Genomic DNA, 20,625 nt, shown 5'->3' on the forward strand with positions numbered 1-20,625 from the left:
AGACCTACCAGCGCTTTTCATATTTTTTACGCAGCCAGATGGCTAGCCCGTTTAATGTCAACATCAACGCCAGCAATACGATAATGGCGGCAGAAGTACGGGCTTCAAAAAAGTTACGAAGCTCATTGCCCTGCCACAAATATATTTGTACTGGTAAGGCGGTCGATTGCTCGAACGGGCCGGCCGGTATTTGTGAGACAAAAGACTTCATGCCAATAAGTAATAATGGTGCTGTCTCACCTAAAGCCTGGGCCACACCAATGATGGCGCCAGTAAGAATACCCGGGATAGCCAGTGGCAACACATGATGAAAAACAGCCTGCATTTTAGACGCCCCCAGCCCTAAAGCTGCCTGGCGAATGGATGGCGGAATGGCCTTTAAGGTAGAGCGTGTGGCAATAATCACGGTCGGTAAGGTCATTAAGCTTAATACCAGGCCGCCAACAATGGGCGCCGACATCGGCAGTTTAAACCAGCCGATAAACACCGATGCACCCAATAAGCCAAATACAATGGACGGCACCGCAGCCAGGTTATTAATATTCACCTCCACTAAGTCGGTGAATTTATTTTTGGGCGCAAACTCTTCCAGATAAATGGCGGCGGCAACGCCCATTGGTACCGCCAGAAAAATCACCACCAGCATCATATATAACGAACCGACAAAAGCACCCGCCAGGCCAGCAGATGCTGGCGAACTGCGGGAGTCGGGATTAATAAACAAGGCAAAACTAAAGCGATTTTCAATAATGCCCTGCGCTGACAGCATTTCAACCCATTCCCGTACTTTCGGGCTAAGCTGCTGCTGCGAGTCAGGCAGACTGCGGTCAATATTACCTTTTAACCAGACATCAATATTCGCATCAGTAAGCAAATTTACCGTTTTGGTCTGGCCAATGATTTCGGGGTTTTCTATTACCATATCGCGTACGGCGTAGCGCTCACCTGAGGTCACTATCCGCGCGGCGTCACGACGATACTGGCGCTCTTGAGCTTCCGGTATGACCTTATTCAGGCCATCCAGAATTAAGCGGTTAAAGTTAACCATGCCCACTTCAGTTTGCCATTCAATAAAACGCTGCCGAAATTCATTGTCTGTTTCATCCGCACCTTGCACTGGTTTTTCGCTGATACTAATCACTTCAGGGTCAAAGTAAATATCAAGCGTAATGTGCGCCTGCCAGAATGCAGGGACACCTTTGGCAAAAATATTAACAAACAAAATAGCGACCAGGGTCAGGCTAATAATGACAGCGCCCAGACCAACGCCTTTAAACAGCTTTTCCTGACGGTGCCGACGAGCCAGTGACGCCGCCACTTGTTGCTGGGTTTTACTTAGTAACACCGGTTCAACAGCGACATCTTTGTCGGTGGAGCTCAGTTTGTTATCAGTCATAAGTTACTCGTATTGTTCCCGATATTTACGCACAACAACCAACGCTACAATATTCAGCAGCAAGGTAATGACAAACAGGGTTAAGCCCAATGCAAAAGCGACCAGGGTCTGAGGGCTGGCAAAGTCGTTGTCGCCGGTTAGTTGGTTAACGATAGACACCGTTATCGTCGACACGGCCTCAAAGGGATTGGCAGTCAATGTCGGGCTGTTGCCCGCTGCCAGCACCACAATCATGGTTTCACCAATAGCCCGACTGGCAGCAAGCAGCACCGCACCCACTATGCCAGGCAGCGCAGCGGGCAGCACCACCTTGCGAATGGTTTCAGATTTCGTCGCGCCCAGGCCAAGCGAGGCATCCCGAAGCGCCTTGGGCACCTGGGTAATAATGTCATCAGAGAGTGACGAGATAAAAGGTACAATCATTATGCCCATCACCACGCCCGCGGTGAGTGCAGACGTCGCACGGATAGTCAGGCCAATACTGGCGCCAAAATCGGCTAGAAATGGCCCTACCGTCACCAACGCAAAGAAGCCGTAAACAATCGTTGGAATACCAGCAAGCACTTCAATAATGGGTTTGGCGGTTGCGCGAAAGTTGGCCGGCGCATATTCTGCCAGGTAAATCGCGACCATTAAACCAAGGGGAATTGCGACCAGCAACGCGATACCCGCAATCATCATCGTACCTGAAAGCAACGGCAGCAAGCCAAAACTTCCCTGACTTCCGGTCAGCGAACCTTCACTCACTCCTGTCGTCGAAAAGCGTGGGTTCCAAGTCGTACCCAGGAAAAAATCTGCTGGCGGTATAAAACTGAAGAACTTGATGGTTTCACCCACCATTGATAGCACAATGCCGATAGTGGTTAAAATGGCAACAGTGGAGCAGATTATAAGCACAGCTTTAACGGTGCGTTCGATTTGATGGCGCGCCCGCAAATGAGGCTGAATGCGTTTAAAACTGAAAAACAAACCCGCAGCGGCTATCGCTGCCATCAGACCAGTTAACAGTAGAGCACTACTGGTTTGTAACTGTTGCATGTACGCCGCAGCGTCGAGCTCCCACTGCGCAGCCTCTGCCACCACACCAAAATTAGTGGCAAGATTGCTGATCCGGCGCATTATCACATCGGCAGTTAAGCCTTCTGCGGCCAACGCTTCTGCAGGCAATTGGGCAGCCACCATGCCGTTAATGACGCCGGGGGACAACAGTGTCCACAATACCAGAATGAAAAACGCCGGGATAACGGCCCACAAGCCGACCATCATGCCGTAATGATGCGGTCTGGAGTGCATTTTTTGCTGCGGGTTAACTATCGCGACCTTGCGACTGCGCACCATGCCAAGCTGATAGCCTATCGCCATCAATGCCAGCAGCAGTACAATTAACGAAAAATTACTCATGGTTGCTCCATTGCCCAATCCGGGTTATCCCACAGGGATAAATACTTCTTAATAAGCCGCGCCAGCTTAACGCGCCTATATTGCAGTTTTATTACAGTGTCTGTCATATTACTGAAATAGAAAAAGAGGACCGCGGGGTCCTCTTGCTTCTTTTAGCTTACTAAAACAGTTATAGCGACTTTTTGGCGCGAATGTTGGCGATAATAGTGGCGCGCTCATCATCATCCAGTGGAATTAAGCCTGCGGCTTCCAGCGGACTGCCAAAGCCTGAAGCAGCGTCAGAGACAAAGTACTCAGCGAATTCCTTCAAACCCGGAATAACGCCAATATGTTCACCCTTCACGTAGAAAAACAGCGGACGTGATACCGGGTAAGTGCCGTCAATAATATTGTCAACGGTCGGCTCAACACCACTTACTGTGGCTACTTTTATGCGGTCACGGTTTGCTTCATAAAAACTTAAACCAAACACACCAAGCGCATTTTTCTGCGCCTGCAACCGGGCCAGTGTTTCAGTGTAATCACCTGCAATTTCTACCACGCTGCCATCGGTACGCATCGCTAAACAAAAATTGTTTTGCTCTGCTTTTGGCAGTGCCTGCACTTCTGCAAAAGTTTTACAGCCATCCAGTATTACTTTTTCTTCGTACACTTCACGGGTACCGTGGTTTGAACCCGGAATAGCCAGCAAAATGGCCTGATCGGGTAAAGACTTATCAATTTGCTGCCAGTTAGTGTAAGGGTTGGCCACCATTTTGCCATTTTGCGGCACTTGTGCCGCCTGAGCCAGAAACACATGTTCAGGTTTTAATTTAAAGATGCCGGCATCAATCCGCGAAGCAAACACAATACCGTCATAACCAATTTTCACTTCGATAATGTTGTTAACGCCATTGGCATTACACGCTTCTACTTCAGCCGGGCGAATGGCTCGTGAAGAGTTAGCAATATCGATGGTGTTGGTGCCAACACCCTGACAAAATTGACGTAAGCCACCTGAAGAACCACCTGAGCCCACGACCGGAGTACGGAACTGGGCAAAGTTATTACCAAATTCTTCAGCAGCAATTGAAGCGAACGGCAACACGGTTGACGAGCCAGCCACCTGCACTGTATCGCGGTTGGCATGCGCCTGTCCTGCAAACGCCAGGCTAACGGCAGAAGCAACAATCAGTTTAGTAAGCTTATTCATTTTCATTGGGTCGATCCTCAGTATGAGATGCATTTGATGCTGCACAGTATGCGATACTTTTATTTCAGTAATATGACAGCTCACTCCAGACGACGGACATAAAAAAACCCGCTACGATAGCGGGCTCTTACACTGCAGGTTAAAAAAATATATGCCTAGTGGCGTTTCAGGTACCGGTTTACTTCTGTTCTTTATTTACTGCCACACGTTTGGTTGGCGGGTTTAACCAGACCACATGGCCGGTATGTTTTGAGGTACGGGTTAAACTGTTGGCTTCTGTCAGCTGGTCATTGTCTAACACATAAGTGTATTGCTGTTTGCTCATGCTGGAACAACCCGATAAACCAACAAGTGCTACCGCTGCTAATACTGTCACCAGGTGCTTTTTATTCATTTTCATCACTGTACTCCTGCTACGTCTTACCCAGACTATAGTCAGCGCCGCACCGGCTGTCTAGCATATTTTTATTACAGTTTAGTGAAGGTTGGCGATATTTTTTAAATTACCCTAATACATTGTTTTTAATGCAGTTATTAGCGTGACGGTAATGTGCTCACCGTCATAATTACGTCATGTTATTTAATTAGTTGTTAATGATGTATTTTGAAGCCTGAGCAGGCCTTACCGGGGGCGTCGTGGTTGTAATTCAACCCGGGCTGACTGCCCCCTGCTGACTCTGGCCATAAATATGGCCTGCCTGGCCAGATTAACACTGTGCTCGGCGATCCGTTCCAGCGCTCTGGCCACCCAGTTCACCGCTAAGACAGCATCAAGCTGATCCGGTTGCTGACCGGTATCAGCCAGATTACGTCTTAATATGGCGCCATAACACTGATGAACGGTTGCTGCCATAGCAAGCGCCTGCTCCGCCTTGGCAGTACTGGATTGCTGCAGTGCCGCAAGTGCCAGCGTAAGCATAGTGCCTACCGGTGTGGCCAGGCTATCAATTGCAGCCAGCTGCTTTGCCGACGGGGCGCTTGTTGTGTTCAGCAGCACCTGCTGGGCTATCTGCACATTCTGATTGCAAACCTGCTCGATATCACTGATTGCCTTTAACAGCGCCAGCACTAGCCTTAATTCACGATCGCTGGCGGTATGGTTTAACATATCAAGACAATGATCATCCATTGCTACTTCAAAATCATGTGCGCGTTGCAACTGGCTCAGCACCTGCTGTGCCAGTCGGCTATTGTTGCTCTGATAGGCACTCAGCGCGTGCTCAAACTGTTGCAGGGCCAGGCTGCTGACAGCGTGTAACCGCTGCCGGGCCTGAGCCATTTCAGCACTGAAGCCTGCCTGGCCACTGTCCGGCACAGTTTGGCTGCAGTCTGATCCTGACTTGCTGCTGGTAGGCATTGTTGTTTCCTGTGCAATCTGAGTATGTCCGCATCTTAACGCTGCCACTGCCAACGGTAAAGCGGCCATGTTCAACCAGGCCGCTTGACATATGGAAAAATGAATATATGATTATTCGCATATTTAGCCACCAGGTAATGCAGCCCTATGTTAAACCCCCTGCTATTTTATAAAGCTCTGGCCGATGATACCCGCTTAAAAAGCCTGTTGTTAATTACCGAGCAGCAGGAGCTGTGTGTCTGTGAGTTGATGACAGCACTTGACCAGAGCCAGCCCAAAATCTCCCGCCACTTAGCCCAGCTACGTAAAGCCAATATTTTGCAGGATCGACGTAGTGGCCAGTGGGTATTTTATTCTTTGCACCCTGCACTACCGGCATGGGCGAATCAGGTATTGCAACAAACCTTGCTGGCCAACCAGTCTTATCTGGCGCCATGCCGGCAACAACTTACTCTGGTATCCGGGCGGCCTGTTGAACAGGCCTGCTGTTAACAATGAAAAGGAAACTGACATGAGCATAAAAGTAGGCATAAATGGCTTTGGCAGAATTGGCCGTCTGGCGTTACGCGCTGCCTTTGACTGGCCTGAACTTGAGTTTGTACAGATTAACGACCCGGCTGCAGATGCTGCTACCCATGCCCACCTGCTGAATTTTGACTCGGTACATGGTATCTGGCGCCACAATGCCAGCACCGAAGGCAGTAATATGCTGATCAATGGTAAAACCATAGCGGTCAGTCACAATAAAGCGATTAGCGATACCGACTGGTCGGGCTGTGATGTGGTAATCGAAGCCTCCGGCAAAATGAAGACCGTGGCCGCTTTACAGGATTATCTGCGCCAGGGGGTTAAACGGGTGGTCGTCAGCGCCCCGGTGAAAGAAGCCGGAGTACTGAATGTGGTGATGGGCGTTAATCACCAGCTGTATGATAAAACGAAACACCCGATCGTCACGGCAGCCAGCTGCACCACCAATTGTCTTGCGCCAGTGGTGAAAGTTATTCACCAGCAGTTGGGTATTAAACATGGTTCTATTACCACCATTCACGATTTAACCAATACCCAGAGTATTATGGACACGCCGCATAAAGATTTACGCCGGGCCCGGGCCTGCGGCACTAGTTTAATTCCGACCACAACAGGCTCGGCAACCGCTATTGTTGAGATATTCCCCGAGTTAAAAGGTCGCTTAAATGGCCATGCGGTAAGGGTTCCGCTGACAAACGCGTCGCTAACCGACTGCGTTTTTGAAGTAGAGCGGGCAACAACCGCAGAAGAAGTAAACCAAATGCTCAAAGCTGCAGCTGAAGGCGAGCTGAAAGACATTCTGGGCTTTGAAACCCGACCTCTGGTATCCATCGATTATAAAACTGACCCACGCTCCAGCATTATCGATGCGCTAAGCACCATGGTGATTAATGGTACTCAGGTTAAAATTTATGCCTGGTACGATAATGAGTGGGGTTATGCCAACCGTACGGTAGAGCTGGCAAAAATGGTCGGTTTGCAGGATAAAGCCTGAATATGATTGCCGCGTCGCTGTCGCCTGCCGTACGCCAGTATTTGCTGGTAACGGCTAACTACTGGGCATTTACCTTAACCGACGGCGCGCTGCGCATGTTGGTGGTATTGCACTTTTACAGCCTGGGCTACAGCGGGCTGAGCATTGCCATGCTGTTTGTGTTTTATGAAGTATTCGGGGTAGTCACCAACCTGGTCGGCGGTTGGCTTGGTGCCCGTATCGGCTTAAATAAAACCATGAATATTGGTTTATTTTTACAAGTTATCGCGTTGTCGATGTTACTGCTGCCCGCAGCGTATCTTATTGTTCCCTGGGTAATGGCAGCCCAGGCGCTGTCCGGCATTGCCAAAGATTTAAACAAAATGAGCGCCAAAAGCAGCATTAAAATGCTGGTATCGAGCAAGGCTCAGGGTACTTTGTTTAAATGGGTGGCGCTGCTAACCGGTTCCAAAAATGCGTTAAAAGGCCTGGGCTTTTTTATCGGAGGGTTATTGTTAACCCTGGTTGGCTTTCAGCTGGCCATTTTGTGTATGGTGATAATGTTACTGCTGGTCTGGACCTTAAGTTTAATTAAACTAAAGCAGGATTTAGGTAAAAGCAGCACCAGGCCTAAATTTCGGGAAATATTGTCGAAAAGCCGGGCGATAAATATTCTGTCGGCTGCCCGTCTGTTGTTATTTGGTGCCCGTGATGTCTGGTTTGTCATCGCGTTGCCGCTGTATCTGGCCAGCCAGCTCGGCTGGGATCACTGGAGTGTCGGCAGCTTTTTAGCGATATGGGTAATTGGTTACGGTGGTGTGCAAAGTATTGCGCCATTATTGCTGGGAAAAAACAGCATACCAGACGCGAAAACTATCACATTATGGGCCTTGTTGTTATGTGCCATTCCCGCGCTGATTGCCATAGCATTAACCGTTAACTGGCAGCCTGAACTTGCCCTTCTGGGCGGTTTAATGCTGTTCGGTGCCGTGTTTGCGATAAACTCCTCGGTACACAGTTATTTAATTGTCAGCTATGCCAAAAGCGATGGCGTGTCGATGGATGTCGGTTTTTACTATATGGCCAATGCACTCGGCCGGTTACTGGGAACCGTGCTTTCAGGCTGGTTGTATCAGAGTGCGGGGCTGACAACCTGCTTATGGGTATCCAGCACAATGTTAATTTTAGCCGTATTAATTTCCAAGCGGCTGAACTGATAGCCGCCTGATTTTTGAACCCGACTTATACAAAAGTAATATTTACAGAATTAATATTGAGGGTGATAAAACGCGAAGGTCATTCGCACAACCAGAAAAAAGCGGCTACAGTAAACTAACCCGATTAATTCGCAGTATCGACTTGAATGCCGAATAGCTTAGAACATAGCCAAAATTCCGTTGTTAATTACCCTAACCAGCTGCATAAGCTGCGCACCAAACGTTTATTACAAATAATAGGCCTGACCTTATTCGGCCTGGTACTGGCAGTAGCGGTTGCCAGCGGTACAACAAAATGGGTACTGGTAGCAGGCTGTTTTACCCTGGCATTAGCGGGCATCTTTGCCTATCAACGGAAAATTATTACAGCAACCGTAGTGTTACTATGGGCCATGTGCCTGATGTTGTCAGCCTTGGCTTTTATTTCTGGCGGGATCCGCGATCTCGCTTTGCTGGGTTACCCTGGCGTACTGGTGTTTGCTGCCATGCTGGGCAATAGCAGGCTGTTTTTCTCTCTAATTGCCTTCATGCTGGCCTTTTGCGCCTCACTTACCTATCTGGCAGTTAATGGCATGGTTGTCCCGGTTATACCGACGATCAGCGCAGCACACTTTGTGTTTGTAGCGGCAATTTTACTGGTAACCGGTGTCAGCGTGTATTTGCTATATCGTGATCAACAACGTTTAATGAGTAACCTGCACGCTGAAAATCACCGGGTAAAGCAAAGCCAGGCACACATCGAGCATTTAGTCCTGCATGACCCCCTAACCGCACTGCCTAACCGCATATCCTGTCAACAACATTTTCAGCAGTTGTACAATCAGTGTTTAACCAAGGCGCAGCCACTGGCCGTGCTATTTCTTGATTTAGACAACTTTAAACCGGTAAATGATTCGCTTGGTCATGCCGCAGGTGATTTATTACTACAGCAGTTAGCCAGAAGACTGGAAAATTTATTGTCAGAGCATGACATTCTGTGTCGGTTCGGAGGCGATGAATTTTTATTACTGGCCCCCGGTTTTGCCAGCGACGAAGCGTTAGCGGCCAAAGCAGAAGCCCTGCTGCAACAAACAACCGCGCCGTTTTATATAATGCAAAATCAGATAGAGATCTCAGGCTCCGTGGGTATTGCCGTTGCGCCACAGGATGGCATTGAATTCAGCGAAATTTGTAAGCATGCCGATATGGCGATGTTTCAGGCAAAAGCGGATGGCCGTAACGTTTACCGGTTTTATCATGACGAGCTGAACAAGGCCAGTATCGACAAGTTCAATATGTTGCAATTAATGCGTAAGGCAATAAAACAACAGGAGTTCCAACTTTATTTTCAAGCAAAACTGCAGCTAAGCGACAAAAAAGTCATTGGCGCCGAAGCGTTGCTGCGCTGGCCGCAACCTGATGGAAGTATGATTAGCCCTGATGACTTTATTCCACTGGCTGAAAGCAGTGGTTTAATAGTGGAAATTGGCGAGTGGGTGCTGCAGCAAGCTTGTCTGGCGTGCAGTCGCTGGCATCAGCAAGGTTATGATGATCTTACCGTCGCCGTTAATTTATCCTATGTCCAGTTTCGTGATGGCAAGCTGGAGCAACAAGTGCAACAAGCGCTTAGTGCTGCCGCTTTGCCAGCACATGCTCTGGAATTGGAATTAACCGAATCATTACTGATTGGTGAAGGTGATAATATTGCTCAGCAACTGGCTGCGCTGCATCAGTTGGGTATTCGTTTCTCCATAGATGATTTTGGCACCGGCTACTCCAATCTGGGGTATTTGCGCCGATTTAATGCCAGTAGGTTGAAAATAGACAAGTCCTTTATTTTGTCGCTGTGCTTATCGGAGCGGGATGAGCCGTTGGTGCGGGCGATTATTCAAATGAGTAAGAGCCTCGGCCTTAAAACCGTGGCTGAAGGCATTGAGGACAGCGCAACCGCGGCGCAACTGGCCTTACTTGGCTGCGATGAAGGCCAGGGTTTCTATTGGGCAAAACCGTTGCCAGAGAGTGATTTTCTGGGTTTTGTCAGTGCCACACTACTTAACGAAAGCCAATAACTTTGTTACTGAAAAACACAGAGCACTGAACCTGTTGCGACGACGTTGCGTAACGATAATATTATTCCTCAACAGTAATTATTATGCCTGGGTTAACAGCAAATAAGGGTGTCATTATTATCACCGGTGCGGGCCAGCGGGTCGGTCTGCATTGTGCATTAGCGCTGCAGCAACAAGGCTATCAGCTGGTCGTCAGTTATCGCACACAGACCAGTAGCATTGCAGCATTGCAACAAGCTGGGGTGCATTGTGTCAGAGCAGATTTTAATCAGCTAACTGATATCGCCGCTTTCGTTGAAGCAATGGCGGCTTACCCGGCTATACGGGCCATTATTCATAATGCCTCCAGCTGGCAGCCCGACATCCCTCTGGCTCAGCAAAACGGTCAGCATGATGTGCTAAATCAGCTGCAGCAGGATGCAGCGGTATTTGATGCCATGCACCAGGTACATGCCAAAGTACCTTACCTGTTAAACCGTGCTTTGCTGCCTAAGTTGTTAGCGGCAGATGATACAGCTGATATTATTCATTTAACCGACTTTGTCGCCAGTGTCGGTAGCAGTAAGCATCAGGCCTACGCGGCCTCGAAGGCCTCGCTGGAAAACCTGACACTGTCATTGGCACGGCAGTTGGCACCGAACGTTAAAGTGAATGCTATTGCCCCCGCACTGGTTATGTTTAACGAGCATGACGATGAGGCTTACCGGCAAAAAGCGCTGGCGAAGTCTTTAATGGCAGTAGCACCCGGACCAGACGAGGTGTTACAGACTGTGTTGTATTTACTGCATAGTCATTATATAACCGGTCGGATCTTAGCGTTGGACGGCGGCAGGCATTTAAAGCTGCCCTGAACAATATTATCCTGCGCGATAAGTAAAAAACGGCCGACCGGCCGTTTTTTCATACACTGAATGTGTTACGCCGCAATTTTTTTAACCCAGGCTGCACACCAACCTTCATTAGCTACCAACTTCCCCGGGAAAATGGCGCAAGGCCGCCATTCCTGACCCGCTTCACCCTGAACCAAATTACAGTTTTCACATTTCTGACCTGCCACTTCTGATTTATGGGTATAACGCATGGCGGCTGCCAGTGGGTCATCCAGCTTCAGTTGTTCTGCGGCCAGCGCGTTTAAACTGATGCCACCTGCGGTCAGGCCAATGATGGTGCCAGCAGACACTTTAAAAAAAGTTCGACGATTGAAGTTGCTCATACCTACTCTCCTGCATTATGTAGTTAGTATAATACTGGTTAAACCGGCCAATGGTTTTGACGAACATCAATAAATTAGTTCAAAAAACCGCCAGGCCATAACGGCAGTATCATAGACAATACGTTAGCGGCCTATGATTTTTGCCTCAGTACTTAATAGTAGTGCATATTGCTAAGTTCATATCCGGCATTTACCAGTGAGTTGTCAATTCCCGATCATGCAGCAGCTAAGGCCAAAGTGCCGGGCTTTGCGTCTGCTTGCAGCGCTCTGGCATTAAGGCGCTATTAGTGCAATTCGCAGCAAGTAGTTTGTGGCGGTAATATATAAATAGCGATTATCTGGCGTCAGCGCAACATTCGCTGCAGCCACCCCTGTGTGAATAGTGCCTAAGTGAGTACCCTCTGCAGTAAATACCCATACCCCACCGGGGCCGGTAGCCAGAAGGTGACCGCTTGGCAATACTTTTAAACCATCGGGCAAACCACGGCTGGTTTTGGTATGGCCTGTGGCATCAAAAAACAGTTGTGCTGGCCCAAGGCTGCCATCTGAAGCAACCGCAGAGCGCCACCACTGGGCGGCACTCGCGTCTGAGTTTGCAACATAGAGCCATTTCTCATCTGGCGAAAAGGCCAGGCCGTTTGGTCGGTTCAGGTGTGTTATCTGCGCGGTTAGCGTGCCATCTGCAGCCAGCCGGTAAACGGCATTTGCCGTCAGCTGCTTCTGATCAGCCTTATCTCCGCCCCTTAAACCGTATGGCGGATCAGTAAAGTAATATGCACCGCTGCTGTGCTGCACCAGATCATTCGGACTATTGAGCAACTTGCCCTGATAATAATTCACCAACGTTTGATATTGTGGCTGACCGTCTTGAATCTCAGTCAATATGGCTAAACGCCGGTCGCCATGTTGTGCCAGCACCAACTGCTGTTTATGGTTAAAAATAAGGCCATTGGCACCTTGTTGTCGGTTGTAATCCGGATATAAGCCGGTATAGCCTGATGGCGCCAGATAAACTGTTAGCCCGTCTTTTAGATTCCAGCGATACACTTTATTGGCCGGCACATCTGAAAACAATACATCCCCGGTGTCGGGTTCAACAACCGGTCCTTCTGACCAACGAAACCCCTCGGCCAGTATCTCAAGTTGGGCATCGGCTGCCACCAGTTGCAACATTTCTGGCTGCTGCACTAAAACCGGTTGTGCAGGTAACTGGCCAAAAACATTGGCGCTACTGACAGCACACAACACACCGCATAGCAAACTTAACACCCGTAATACTCTCATTTACTTACTCCTTATCGCTTGTCGCATAACCCACACCTTACCTTGGATCTGCAACAAAGCACTACCCCTTAATAAACCGCATGACATTTACCAATGTATCGCGCTTTGTTAGCATGCTTAGCATTCATCCTGCTACGATTAATTGCTATGTCTGATGACCTTATTACTACCTGGTACCTGCAATACCAGGGAGCAACGCCAACACTGCCCGACTGGCCGGCTAACTGTTTATTAATGGAAGCGACCATCCCCAGCCCGGAGCTAAGCCAGTTTTTATTTTGCGCGGTAGGTCATCATTGGCGCTGGTTCAGCCGGCTAAGCTGGAATTATCAGCAATGGCTTGATTATTTGAGCAAAGATTCCGTCCGCACCTGGGTGTTGTATCAGGCTGGGACCATCGCTGGCTTTGTCGAGCTGAATTATCACCCTGTTACTGCCCATATGGAGCAGAGCCCAGGTGTTGAGTTAAAGTTTTTTGGTTTATTGCCAGCTTTTACAGGTCAAGGTCTGGGGCCTAAACTGGCTCAGGCAGCTATTGCTCTGGCCCAGCAATGGCTTGATTGTAAAGTACCCACAACAGATAAACAGATACCGGTCTGGCTGCATACCTGCTCGGCCGATCATCCGGCCGCACTTGCCACGTACCAGAAAGCGGGGTTTGCGATCTACCAAACTTCACAGGAACCCGCCGACATTCCCAGCGATTATGCCGAAGCGATGTTGTGTCGCAATTTTGTTTATTCCCGCTTGTCTCATTTCACGGCGAATTAGCCCATAGTTGCTTTTCGCGGCCTACTGGTCTCATCCTTGCATGTTCCTGCTTATTCAAAATACTAATCAGCCATATTATTTATACGTTCTGACAGCAGAACTGCCGGCTTTTTAACGAGGAGACATTATGAAAGTAGATTCAATTCGTGGATTACTCGACTGGACAGCTGGCTACCATCAACACTTATCAAATTGTTTTGCGAAATCCGCTGAAAAACAACAAAACGACCGTTCGCAGATGCTGCTGAACTACCTTGCTGATAAGGAAATGGATTTAGCAACCCGGGTTCGTGCCTTTAAAGACGTTGGCGAAGACAAGGCATTAAATACCTGGTGTACCGAGCACATTGATAAGCATCCCTTGATGGCAGAGGCCGCCTGTGATGATGCCTATACAACAATGGATAGCAACGCCATTATTACTGAGGTAGAACAGCAGCATCAAATCATCATTCTGCTTTATGAGAACCTGTATGATCGCAGCCCCAAGGAAGAAATTAAGGAACTATTGGCGAAGGTACGTGATTTGCAACAACAGGAAGCTCAGCAAATGATGCAAGGCGCTAACCGGTTAGAGGATATTTAAAGCCTGTTACTCAGTTAACACCACAGGTAAGTTTTACCGCTGGGTCTGTAGAAGTTTTACAGCGTGACCATAGCGCTTGGGTGCGCCAGGCCCTTACTTAACTTCACCGTCTACTTAACATACTTTAGTTAAAAGGAGACCCATTATGAATGAACCAAAACCCCTTCTGGGCAAGAAAGTAGCAATCTTAGCAACCGATGGTTTTGAGCAGAGCGAATTAACCTCTCCGCTTCATGCCCTGCGCAACGCCGGAGCAGAAGTGGATATTGTGTCACAGCGAGCGGGTGAAATTACCGGCTGGTCCGGTAAAAACTGGGCTGATGAAGTCAAAGTTGATAAAACCCTGGATGAGGTAAAAGCAGAGTATTATGACGGCCTGGTATTGCCGGGTGGCCTGATTAACCCCGATACCTTAAGGCAGGATGAGGGTGCCATAGCGTTTATTCAGGGCTTTTTCAGTGACACTGCTAATAAACCGGTGGCCGCTATCTGCCATGGACCGTGGTTGCTGGCAGAAGCTGGCGTGTTAGATGGACGAAAAGTTACCTCATTCGGTAGTATTCGTACCGATTTAAAAAATGCCGGGGCGAACTGGGTAGATGAACCGGTAGTGGTCGATAACGGACTGGTTACCAGCCGCAATCCTGACGATTTGCCCGCATTTAACAAAAAGTTGTTAGAGGAAATACGTGAAGGTCGCCATCATGCATAGTGTCGAACGGAAATAAAAGGTGTCGAACGGAAATAAAAGGTGTCGAACGGCAACAACTGGCGGCGGTATCACGACGGCTCAGTGTGCATCACTAAGGTTTGACTGCAGCACTCTGGCCAATCGGATCGGTTCAACTATTATTTTCTCTCTTTTCAAATCAGCGTAGTCATCTATAATCGAGTTAAATACTGCGTCGTGTGACTAACCCTGTTAGTAGTAATGGCAAGATAACCAGCTAAGAGACTTTATTGAGCGCTATTAAACCCCGCCATTCATTGGTTCGCAAACTAACCCGGCAAAACCTGACCGTTTTGCTGGGCAGTATGCTCATCAGTTTTATGCTGATTGCCGTAATGCTGTGGTTGACGGCCCGGGACCGCCAGGGCAGCGCCGCAGAACTGGCCGCTATTCAGCTTGCCAGCAATGTGTCAGCCATGCTGGTATTTAATGACCCGGACGCTGCCGAGCACGAGCTGGCTGTGCTGGCAAGCAATCGTGATTTAAGTGGTATTGCGCTGTATAACGCCAAGGGGGTGTTGTTTGCCGATTTAGCCGATGTGGCAACCTTGCCCTGGCAGACAACGCCAGCCTCCCAAGAGCTGCATCGGCGCTACCATGGCCTGGAAATTGAGCTTGTCGTGCCGGTAAAAGTAAAAGATAAAATCGAAGGTGTGCTGTATGTCCGGGAAAATATGGATCAGCTGATGAGCTGGTTCTTACGTGGCTTACTGATGATCTCAGCATTAATGGTGATCATTTATTGGTTTGCCGCCAGGCTGCTGATTAGAATTCAGCGCAAAGCGCTATCACCACTGGTAGCCTTATCGGCGCTTGCTGAACAAGTGGCCAGTGAACGCAACTTCGCTTTGCGGGCAGCGGTAGTCGACAATAACGAAATTGGCAGCTTAACCCTACGCTTTAATGAACTGCTAAAACGGGCTGAAATCTGGCAGGCTGAATTGAGCAGCCAACTGCAACAGCAAGCTGCCAGGGGTGATCAGTTAGAACATCTTGCGTTAAAAGACAGCCTGACCCAGCTGCCAAACCGACACAGCTTCACGGAGCTGTTAAACCAGATGGTGCAAACCAGTATTAGTAACAATACCATGTCGGCGCTGATGTTTATTGATCTGGACAACTTTAAGTTTGTTAATGATAATTACGGCCATGATGCCGGCGATGACGTGCTAATTGAAGTCAGCAGCAGGATCCAGGCAGCAATTCGTACCGGCGATACGCTGTGCAGGCTGGGCGGGGACGAATTCGCCCTGCTGCTACCCGAACAGGTAACACCGCAACTAACCGAACAAGTTTGTAAAAGGTTAGTACAAAAGATCAACCAACCCATCTGGGTTAAAAATGCAAAAATGCCGGTAACATTAAGTATTGGTGTTGCATTGTGTCCGCAGCATAGTAGCAGCGCCGCCACATTACTGCAGTTGGCCGATGAAGCCATGTATCAGGCGAAAAGGGCGGGGAAAAATGGTTATCAGATATACAGTGCTGCTTAACGCGCTGGTTCTTTGTTTAAGCAGCACACAGCTGCAGGCCCAACAGGTGCCAAGCCTGGAAGAACTGCTTAAACAGCCTACCGCAACAGATCCAACCCGGATTGAGGTGTCAACTTCAGCGCGTCATGCTCAAAGTGCCGGTAAGTCGGCGCAAGTCACCCATATTGTAACCGATGAAGATATCAGACGGTTCAGCCTGAGAAATCTGATTGAAATACTCAGCTTCTTCCCGGGACTGTACGTTAGTTCTGACACCAGCTACGGCTATCTGAGTGCCCGCGGTATTGGCCGGCCCGGCGACTATAATGCAAGGGTTCTGCTGCTGGTTGATGGCACCAGAGTCAATGACAATATTTATGATGCTGGCATGATCGGCAATAATTTTTATATCGATCCGCAACTGATTGATCGGGTTGAATACAGTCCGGGCAGCGGTTCAGCATTATATGGCAATAACGCGTTTCTGGGCGTGGTCAATGTGATAACTAAACGTGGCAATAAACTGCAAGGTGGTCAGTTAGCCCTGGCTGCCAGCCAACGCGATCAGCTTGACCTGTCACTTTCCTATGGCCTTCGCCATGCCAGTGGCCATGAAGGCTGGGTGTCGCTCAGCCGCAGCGAGCAGGACGATATTGCTTTTGCCGATATCAATGCACCTGAGCCTGTGTTGTCGCAGCAAACCCTGAATAACGATCTTAACCATAAACTGGCTGCCAGCTATCGCTATCGCCGGCTGCAAGTGCAGATGGCGGGCGTGTCACGCTCCAGGGAAGAGCCCGTAGCGCTGGTAGCGGATCCTAACAGAAGCGACATTTTTAAAATAAAGAACCGTAATTATTTTATTTCGCTGCAGCATGGCCATAGCCTGAGCGATCAGGTTGAGTTGTACACCCATTTATCAACCAATGGCTTCGACATTACCACTTTTACGCCTTTTATTTTTCCTACCGGCGAGATTCGCCGCTACCACTTTGATGTTACCGGCAGATGGACTAACCTCGATTTACGCTTAAGCTATACGCCAGAACCGTCTCATCATTTGCTGTTTGGGATTGATGGCCAGCACGATCAGCATCAGAGTTATCAATTTAGTATTGATGATGTTATTCCGGTGCTTGGCGTCAGCAGTAAAAACAACCGAATTGGGCTTTATCTGCAGCATGGCTGGCAGTTTAATGATAATCATAAATTTATCAGTGGTTTTCGCTACGACTATACCGAACAGAATGTTCGTGAATTCAGCCCTAAGCTTGGTTGGATATGGCAGCTGACTAATCAGCAGAGCATCAGACTCAGTTATGGTACGGCATTTCGCGCGCCCAACGAATATGAGCGGGAAAGTAATATCTATAACGAGCTGCCTGTGCCTGAGTCGGAGTTAATCAACACGCTGGAGGCGAACTGGCAAGCTCAGCTTGCGCATAGCTGGTCGGTTAGCGCCACCGTATATCATTCTAAGGTACGCAACCTGATCACCGGTAATTATGGTGCAAGCGCCATAGTGCAATTTTTTAATGACCGCGCCGTCGAAGCCTATGGTTTTGAAACAACAGCCACCAAAACCTGGCAAAGCGGCGCAACGTTGCAGCTGTCTGCCAGCACCCAGCGTGCCCGCTATAAAAACGACCAGATGGGCTTAACTAACTCGCCGGAACATTTGTTTAAAACCCAGTACAGCCAACCGCTCTGGCATGACGATCTTCATCTGAACTGGCACTTGTTTGCAACATCAGCACGAACCAGCCCCCGCGGCCAAATGCCCGGCTATGCCCGGCACGATCTGTTGTTATCCTGGCAGCTCAACCCCAAATTACATATTGTGCTGGGTTTGAAAAATGTATTTGATAAAACATACGTCGACGCCCCGCTACCAACAGGGCTGCCGCTGCAACAGCCCGAACGCAGTGCTGAATTGTCCATTAACTGGAATTTCCTGTAATGCGCAGGTTGTTGACGGTACTTATCGGGGCGACGCTCATTTTCTTTATGTCGCCGGTCCGGGCTCAGCCGGCACAGGCATCATTAAAAGCAGCGTTGTTATTCCGGTTTGTGCAATACAGTGAATGGTCAGATAAACCGCCGGCACAGCAAAACTATTGCATCGCCCAGGATGCCGGGGTTTTTAATGCGCTAACCAGCATTTTGCCACAAAATACTCAGGCTTCATTGATAACTGCAGCTAATCAGGCGGCAACATGCACTGTTTTGTATTTAAACGCAGAACTCGCCTCAAAACCAGAGTGGTCACAATTACTGCAAACGACGGGGCGTCTTACCGTAGTAGAAGGTGCAGAGTTATTTCGGCAGGGTGCCATGTTTGGCTTGATCGCCGAACCAAACCGGATATCGTTCCGGGTTAATCTGACATTAGCACGGCAACAGGGCTTTCATCTTAGTGCGCAGATGCTGAAGCTGGCGAAAGAAATTCATTAATCCAGCGCGCAAAACTCATTATTTTTCTGTTTTTTTCCTTTTTCGAAAACATTGTCTGCTAATGTCAACTAAGCTTAATCGTCAATAATAAATATGAAGAACGAGCCTAGAAATTGGAATTCATTCAGGAATTGCTTAATGGCGATTTTATGCCGCACGGCCATTGTTTGTTATGGCGCACCGACCTCCTGATCCTGCATGTGGGTGGCGACCTTCTCACCTTTATTGCTTACATGCTGATCCCCATTGCCTTGATTCGGCTGGTACGGGCAAGAGATGACTTACGCTTTGACTGGATGTTTTTAATGTTTGCCGGCTTTATTTTTTTCTGCGGCGCCACTCACTTACTCGGCGTCATTAATATTTGGCATGGTTATTACTATATTCATGGCATCATTAAATCTGCCACAGGTCTTATTTCAATTGCTACCGCCATTTTACTCTGGTATCTGTTACCGCAGGTCATAAGTATTCCCAGCAAGCGCAATATGCAGCAGAAAATTACCGAACTTACCCAGGCTGAAAAACAACTTGCAGAATCGAATCAACGCTTGGAAACCGAGGTAAAAAAGCGCACAGCGCAACTGGAAAAAATGGCGACTACAGATGAATTGACCGACTTAATTAACCGCCGCGAAACCATGCGGGTACTGGACATCGAAATATCACGTGCCACCCGTCAACTGGCACCACTTAGCATTATGATGCTGGACCTGGACGAATTTAAAGCGGTTAACGACACCTTTGGCCATCACGTTGGCGATCAAACATTAAAAGTTGCCGCAGAATGTTGTCAGCAGCAGCTTAGAAAAACAGATTATGTTGGAAGAATTGGCGGCGAAGAGTTTTTAATTATCCTTCCCGATACAGCTATTGACAGCGCAGCCGAGTTAGCCGAGCGGATCCGTATCTCGCTGCAACAATATACCTCAGCGCAAAAAAATATTCCGCTGTGTACTGCCAGCATCGGCGTGGCTCAGTGCCGGAAAAACGATAGCTCCGTTAGCCTCATGCAACATGCTGATGACGCACTTTATAAAGCAAAAACATCGGGGCGAAACCGGGTGCGGCAGGCCGCAACCTGAAAAGCCGCCAACTACGGAACAGCAATATGTCAGCAATGGCAGTCGTAAACCGCGTTAAAAGTGCCCCGTACAACTGAAAACCTCGTACTAAAATGATACACTTTAGCGACCAGCAAGTATCCGGTAAGAATGATGCGTATAATGTGGTTGCTGTTTATGTTGTCCTGGCACCTGTGCGCAGAGCCAAAAACACTTAAGGTGGCCGTTAATATCGGTCCGCCATGGGCGTTTTATCAGGAAGGAAAGGGCATTACCGGTATAGATGTGGAAATTATCCGGCAGATATTAACTAAAATGGGTTACAGCAGTGAATTTCATCTGCTGGCTTATAATCGTCTGATCAAAGAGTTTAATGAAGGCAAATTTGATGTTGCCAGTCCTGCTGCATTTCCCTCAGAGAACGGCTATTTAACCACACCCTATTTGCCCTTTGAAGACGTTGTTGTGTCGCTCAAATATAATAAATTGGACATCAATACGCTGGCCGATTTAAAAGGTAAAAATATTATTGCCTATCAGTTTGCTAACGCTGTGCTAGGTGCTGAGTTTGCAGAGACGGTAAAGCAGGAAAACTATTTAGAAATTGCCGAACGGGAGCTTCAGCTTAAGTTATTGGTGAATGCCAGAACAGATGTGGTGATTGGCGAACGGCGGCTATTAACCCACATTATGCAAAAAAATCACCCTAACATAAGCCTGACAATCCACCCGATATTTATTACCCAACCTTATGGTGCCATTTTCAAGGAACAGCAGTTACAGCAGCAGTTTGATCAAGAGCTCGAAAAGCTGCAACAGTCTGGTGTGTATCAAGACATTTTAAACAACTGGCCCTGATCGAACTGCAGTGGCTGCGGATTAAATTTAACGGCGCCATGCACGTTTAAAAACAACCATGCATTCCATAAACCCATTTAG

20 protein-coding genes are annotated in these 20,625 nt (G+C 48.4%); 13 read left to right on the plus strand and 7 right to left on the minus strand.

Annotated elements, in window-relative coordinates; all coding sequences use genetic code 11:
• Positions 1 to 4: 4 nt before the first annotated feature.
• The 5 genes from pstA to B2X65_RS16030 form a co-directional block, all read right to left on the minus strand.
• Positions 5 to 1,396, minus strand: a complete 1,392-nt coding sequence (gene pstA / locus B2X65_RS16010) for a phosphate ABC transporter permease PstA (RefSeq protein ID WP_290614306.1) — start codon at positions 1,394 to 1,396, stop codon at positions 5 to 7.
• 3 nt (positions 1,397 to 1,399) lie between these two features.
• On the minus strand, positions 1,400 to 2,797 hold the full coding sequence (pstC, locus tag B2X65_RS16015; protein ID WP_290614308.1) for a phosphate ABC transporter permease subunit PstC: 1,398 nt from the start codon (positions 2,795 to 2,797) through the stop codon (positions 1,400 to 1,402).
• A 169-nt stretch (positions 2,798 to 2,966) separates the two neighbouring features.
• Positions 2,967 to 3,995 (minus strand): substrate-binding domain-containing protein, encoded by a 1,029-nt coding sequence (locus B2X65_RS16020; RefSeq protein ID WP_290614310.1) that lies wholly within the window; start codon positions 3,993 to 3,995, stop codon positions 2,967 to 2,969.
• 172 nt (positions 3,996 to 4,167) lie between these two features.
• Positions 4,168 to 4,389: a hypothetical protein gene (locus B2X65_RS16025; protein ID WP_290614312.1), complete on the minus strand. Its 222-nt coding sequence runs from the start codon at positions 4,387 to 4,389 to the stop codon at positions 4,168 to 4,170.
• 222 nt (positions 4,390 to 4,611) lie between these two features.
• Positions 4,612 to 5,346: a phosphate signaling complex PhoU family protein gene (locus B2X65_RS16030; RefSeq protein ID WP_290614314.1), complete on the minus strand. Its 735-nt coding sequence runs from the start codon at positions 5,344 to 5,346 to the stop codon at positions 4,612 to 4,614.
• Between the two features lie 147 nt (positions 5,347 to 5,493).
• Between B2X65_RS16030 and B2X65_RS16035 the strand changes: the two genes are divergently transcribed.
• From B2X65_RS16035 to folM, 5 genes are all read left to right on the plus strand, one after another.
• Positions 5,494 to 5,838, plus strand: coding sequence for a metalloregulator ArsR/SmtB family transcription factor (locus B2X65_RS16035; protein WP_290614316.1), 345 nt, complete (start codon positions 5,494 to 5,496; stop codon positions 5,836 to 5,838).
• A gap of 19 nt (positions 5,839 to 5,857) precedes the next feature.
• Positions 5,858 to 6,868 (plus strand): ArsJ-associated glyceraldehyde-3-phosphate dehydrogenase, encoded by a 1,011-nt coding sequence (locus B2X65_RS16040; protein ID WP_290614318.1) that lies wholly within the window; start codon positions 5,858 to 5,860, stop codon positions 6,866 to 6,868.
• Between the two features lie 2 nt (positions 6,869 to 6,870).
• Positions 6,871 to 8,064: an organoarsenical effux MFS transporter ArsJ gene (gene arsJ, locus B2X65_RS16045; protein ID WP_290614320.1), complete on the plus strand. Its 1,194-nt coding sequence runs from the start codon at positions 6,871 to 6,873 to the stop codon at positions 8,062 to 8,064.
• A gap of 146 nt (positions 8,065 to 8,210) precedes the next feature.
• Complete coding sequence (locus tag B2X65_RS16050) at positions 8,211 to 10,112, plus strand: putative bifunctional diguanylate cyclase/phosphodiesterase (RefSeq protein WP_290614322.1); 1,902 nt, start codon at positions 8,211 to 8,213, stop codon at positions 10,110 to 10,112.
• 83 nt (positions 10,113 to 10,195) lie between these two features.
• The gene (folM, locus tag B2X65_RS16055) at positions 10,196 to 10,963 is read left to right on the plus strand and encodes a dihydromonapterin reductase (protein ID WP_290614324.1); all 768 of its coding nucleotides are present in this window, start codon (positions 10,196 to 10,198) and stop codon (positions 10,961 to 10,963) included.
• 65 nt (positions 10,964 to 11,028) lie between these two features.
• On the opposite strand, the gene B2X65_RS16060 is transcribed toward folM, so the two are convergent.
• Complete coding sequence (locus tag B2X65_RS16060) at positions 11,029 to 11,325, minus strand: high-potential iron-sulfur protein (protein ID WP_290614326.1); 297 nt, start codon at positions 11,323 to 11,325, stop codon at positions 11,029 to 11,031.
• A 273-nt stretch (positions 11,326 to 11,598) separates the two neighbouring features.
• On the minus strand, positions 11,599 to 12,609 hold the full coding sequence (locus B2X65_RS16065; protein ID WP_290614328.1) for an SMP-30/gluconolactonase/LRE family protein: 1,011 nt from the start codon (positions 12,607 to 12,609) through the stop codon (positions 11,599 to 11,601).
• A gap of 147 nt (positions 12,610 to 12,756) precedes the next feature.
• Between B2X65_RS16065 and B2X65_RS16070 the strand changes: the two genes are divergently transcribed.
• From B2X65_RS16070 to B2X65_RS16105, 8 genes are all read left to right on the plus strand, one after another.
• Positions 12,757 to 13,380 carry a GNAT family N-acetyltransferase gene (locus B2X65_RS16070; protein ID WP_290614329.1) on the plus strand — a complete coding sequence of 208 codons (624 nt, stop codon included), beginning with the start codon at positions 12,757 to 12,759 and terminating at the stop codon, positions 13,378 to 13,380.
• A gap of 127 nt (positions 13,381 to 13,507) precedes the next feature.
• On the plus strand, positions 13,508 to 13,966 hold the full coding sequence (locus tag B2X65_RS16075) for a hypothetical protein (RefSeq protein WP_290614331.1): 459 nt from the start codon (positions 13,508 to 13,510) through the stop codon (positions 13,964 to 13,966).
• Between the two features lie 145 nt (positions 13,967 to 14,111).
• The gene (locus B2X65_RS16080) at positions 14,112 to 14,678 is read left to right on the plus strand and encodes a type 1 glutamine amidotransferase domain-containing protein (protein WP_290614333.1); all 567 of its coding nucleotides are present in this window, start codon (positions 14,112 to 14,114) and stop codon (positions 14,676 to 14,678) included.
• Between the two features lie 248 nt (positions 14,679 to 14,926).
• A complete protein-coding gene (locus B2X65_RS16085) occupies positions 14,927 to 16,189 on the plus strand; it encodes a sensor domain-containing diguanylate cyclase (RefSeq protein WP_290614335.1) in 1,263 nt (420 codons plus the stop codon).
• Positions 16,161 to 18,128, plus strand: coding sequence for a TonB-dependent receptor plug domain-containing protein (locus B2X65_RS16090; protein ID WP_290614337.1), 1,968 nt, complete (start codon positions 16,161 to 16,163; stop codon positions 18,126 to 18,128). Before B2X65_RS16085 ends, B2X65_RS16090 begins: the two co-directional genes overlap by 29 nt.
• The gene (locus B2X65_RS16095; RefSeq protein WP_290614339.1) at positions 18,128 to 18,622 is read left to right on the plus strand and encodes a YfiR family protein; all 495 of its coding nucleotides are present in this window, start codon (positions 18,128 to 18,130) and stop codon (positions 18,620 to 18,622) included. The genes B2X65_RS16090 and B2X65_RS16095 overlap by 1 nt, the downstream gene beginning before the upstream one ends.
• Before the next feature lie 113 nt (positions 18,623 to 18,735).
• Positions 18,736 to 19,707 (plus strand): GGDEF domain-containing protein, encoded by a 972-nt coding sequence (locus B2X65_RS16100; RefSeq protein WP_290614342.1) that lies wholly within the window; start codon positions 18,736 to 18,738, stop codon positions 19,705 to 19,707.
• Positions 19,708 to 19,848: 141 nt separating this feature from the next.
• A complete protein-coding gene (locus B2X65_RS16105) occupies positions 19,849 to 20,544 on the plus strand; it encodes a substrate-binding periplasmic protein (RefSeq protein WP_290614344.1) in 696 nt (231 codons plus the stop codon).
• The last annotated feature ends 81 nt before the right edge of the window (positions 20,545 to 20,625 follow it).

Origin of the sequence: Arsukibacterium sp. UBA3155 (assembly GCA_002364615.1) — a bacterium.
GTDB lineage: Bacteria > Pseudomonadota > Gammaproteobacteria > Enterobacterales > Alteromonadaceae > Alishewanella.

Bases quoted from the DNA above. Each gene is read 5' to 3' on its own strand.
- pstA (WP_290614306.1), bottom strand. From the start codon at position 1,396: ATGACTGATAACAAACTGAGCTCCACCGACAAAGATGTCGCTGTTGAA.
- B2X65_RS16050 (WP_290614322.1), top strand. From the start codon at position 8,211: ATGCCGAATAGCTTAGAACATAGCCAAAATTCCGTTGTTAATTACCCT.
- B2X65_RS16060 (WP_290614326.1), bottom strand. From the start codon at position 11,325: ATGAGCAACTTCAATCGTCGAACTTTTTTTAAAGTGTCTGCTGGCACC.
- pstC (WP_290614308.1), bottom strand. From the start codon at position 2,797: ATGAGTAATTTTTCGTTAATTGTACTGCTGCTGGCATTGATGGCGATA.
- B2X65_RS16035 (WP_290614316.1), top strand. From the start codon at position 5,494: ATGTTAAACCCCCTGCTATTTTATAAAGCTCTGGCCGATGATACCCGC.
- B2X65_RS16040 (WP_290614318.1), top strand. From the start codon at position 5,858: ATGAGCATAAAAGTAGGCATAAATGGCTTTGGCAGAATTGGCCGTCTG.
- B2X65_RS16075 (WP_290614331.1), top strand. From the start codon at position 13,508: ATGAAAGTAGATTCAATTCGTGGATTACTCGACTGGACAGCTGGCTAC.
- arsJ (WP_290614320.1), top strand. From the start codon at position 6,871: ATGATTGCCGCGTCGCTGTCGCCTGCCGTACGCCAGTATTTGCTGGTA.
- B2X65_RS16090 (WP_290614337.1), top strand. From the start codon at position 16,161: ATGGTTATCAGATATACAGTGCTGCTTAACGCGCTGGTTCTTTGTTTA.
- B2X65_RS16025 (WP_290614312.1), bottom strand. From the start codon at position 4,389: ATGAAAATGAATAAAAAGCACCTGGTGACAGTATTAGCAGCGGTAGCA.
- B2X65_RS16080 (WP_290614333.1), top strand. From the start codon at position 14,112: ATGAATGAACCAAAACCCCTTCTGGGCAAGAAAGTAGCAATCTTAGCA.
- B2X65_RS16065 (WP_290614328.1), bottom strand. From the start codon at position 12,609: ATGAGAGTATTACGGGTGTTAAGTTTGCTATGCGGTGTGTTGTGTGCT.
- folM (WP_290614324.1), top strand. From the start codon at position 10,196: ATGCCTGGGTTAACAGCAAATAAGGGTGTCATTATTATCACCGGTGCG.
- B2X65_RS16020 (WP_290614310.1), bottom strand. From the start codon at position 3,995: ATGAAAATGAATAAGCTTACTAAACTGATTGTTGCTTCTGCCGTTAGC.
- B2X65_RS16095 (WP_290614339.1), top strand. From the start codon at position 18,128: ATGCGCAGGTTGTTGACGGTACTTATCGGGGCGACGCTCATTTTCTTT.
- B2X65_RS16030 (WP_290614314.1), bottom strand. From the start codon at position 5,346: ATGCCTACCAGCAGCAAGTCAGGATCAGACTGCAGCCAAACTGTGCCG.
- B2X65_RS16070 (WP_290614329.1), top strand. From the start codon at position 12,757: ATGTCTGATGACCTTATTACTACCTGGTACCTGCAATACCAGGGAGCA.
- B2X65_RS16105 (WP_290614344.1), top strand. From the start codon at position 19,849: ATGTGGTTGCTGTTTATGTTGTCCTGGCACCTGTGCGCAGAGCCAAAA.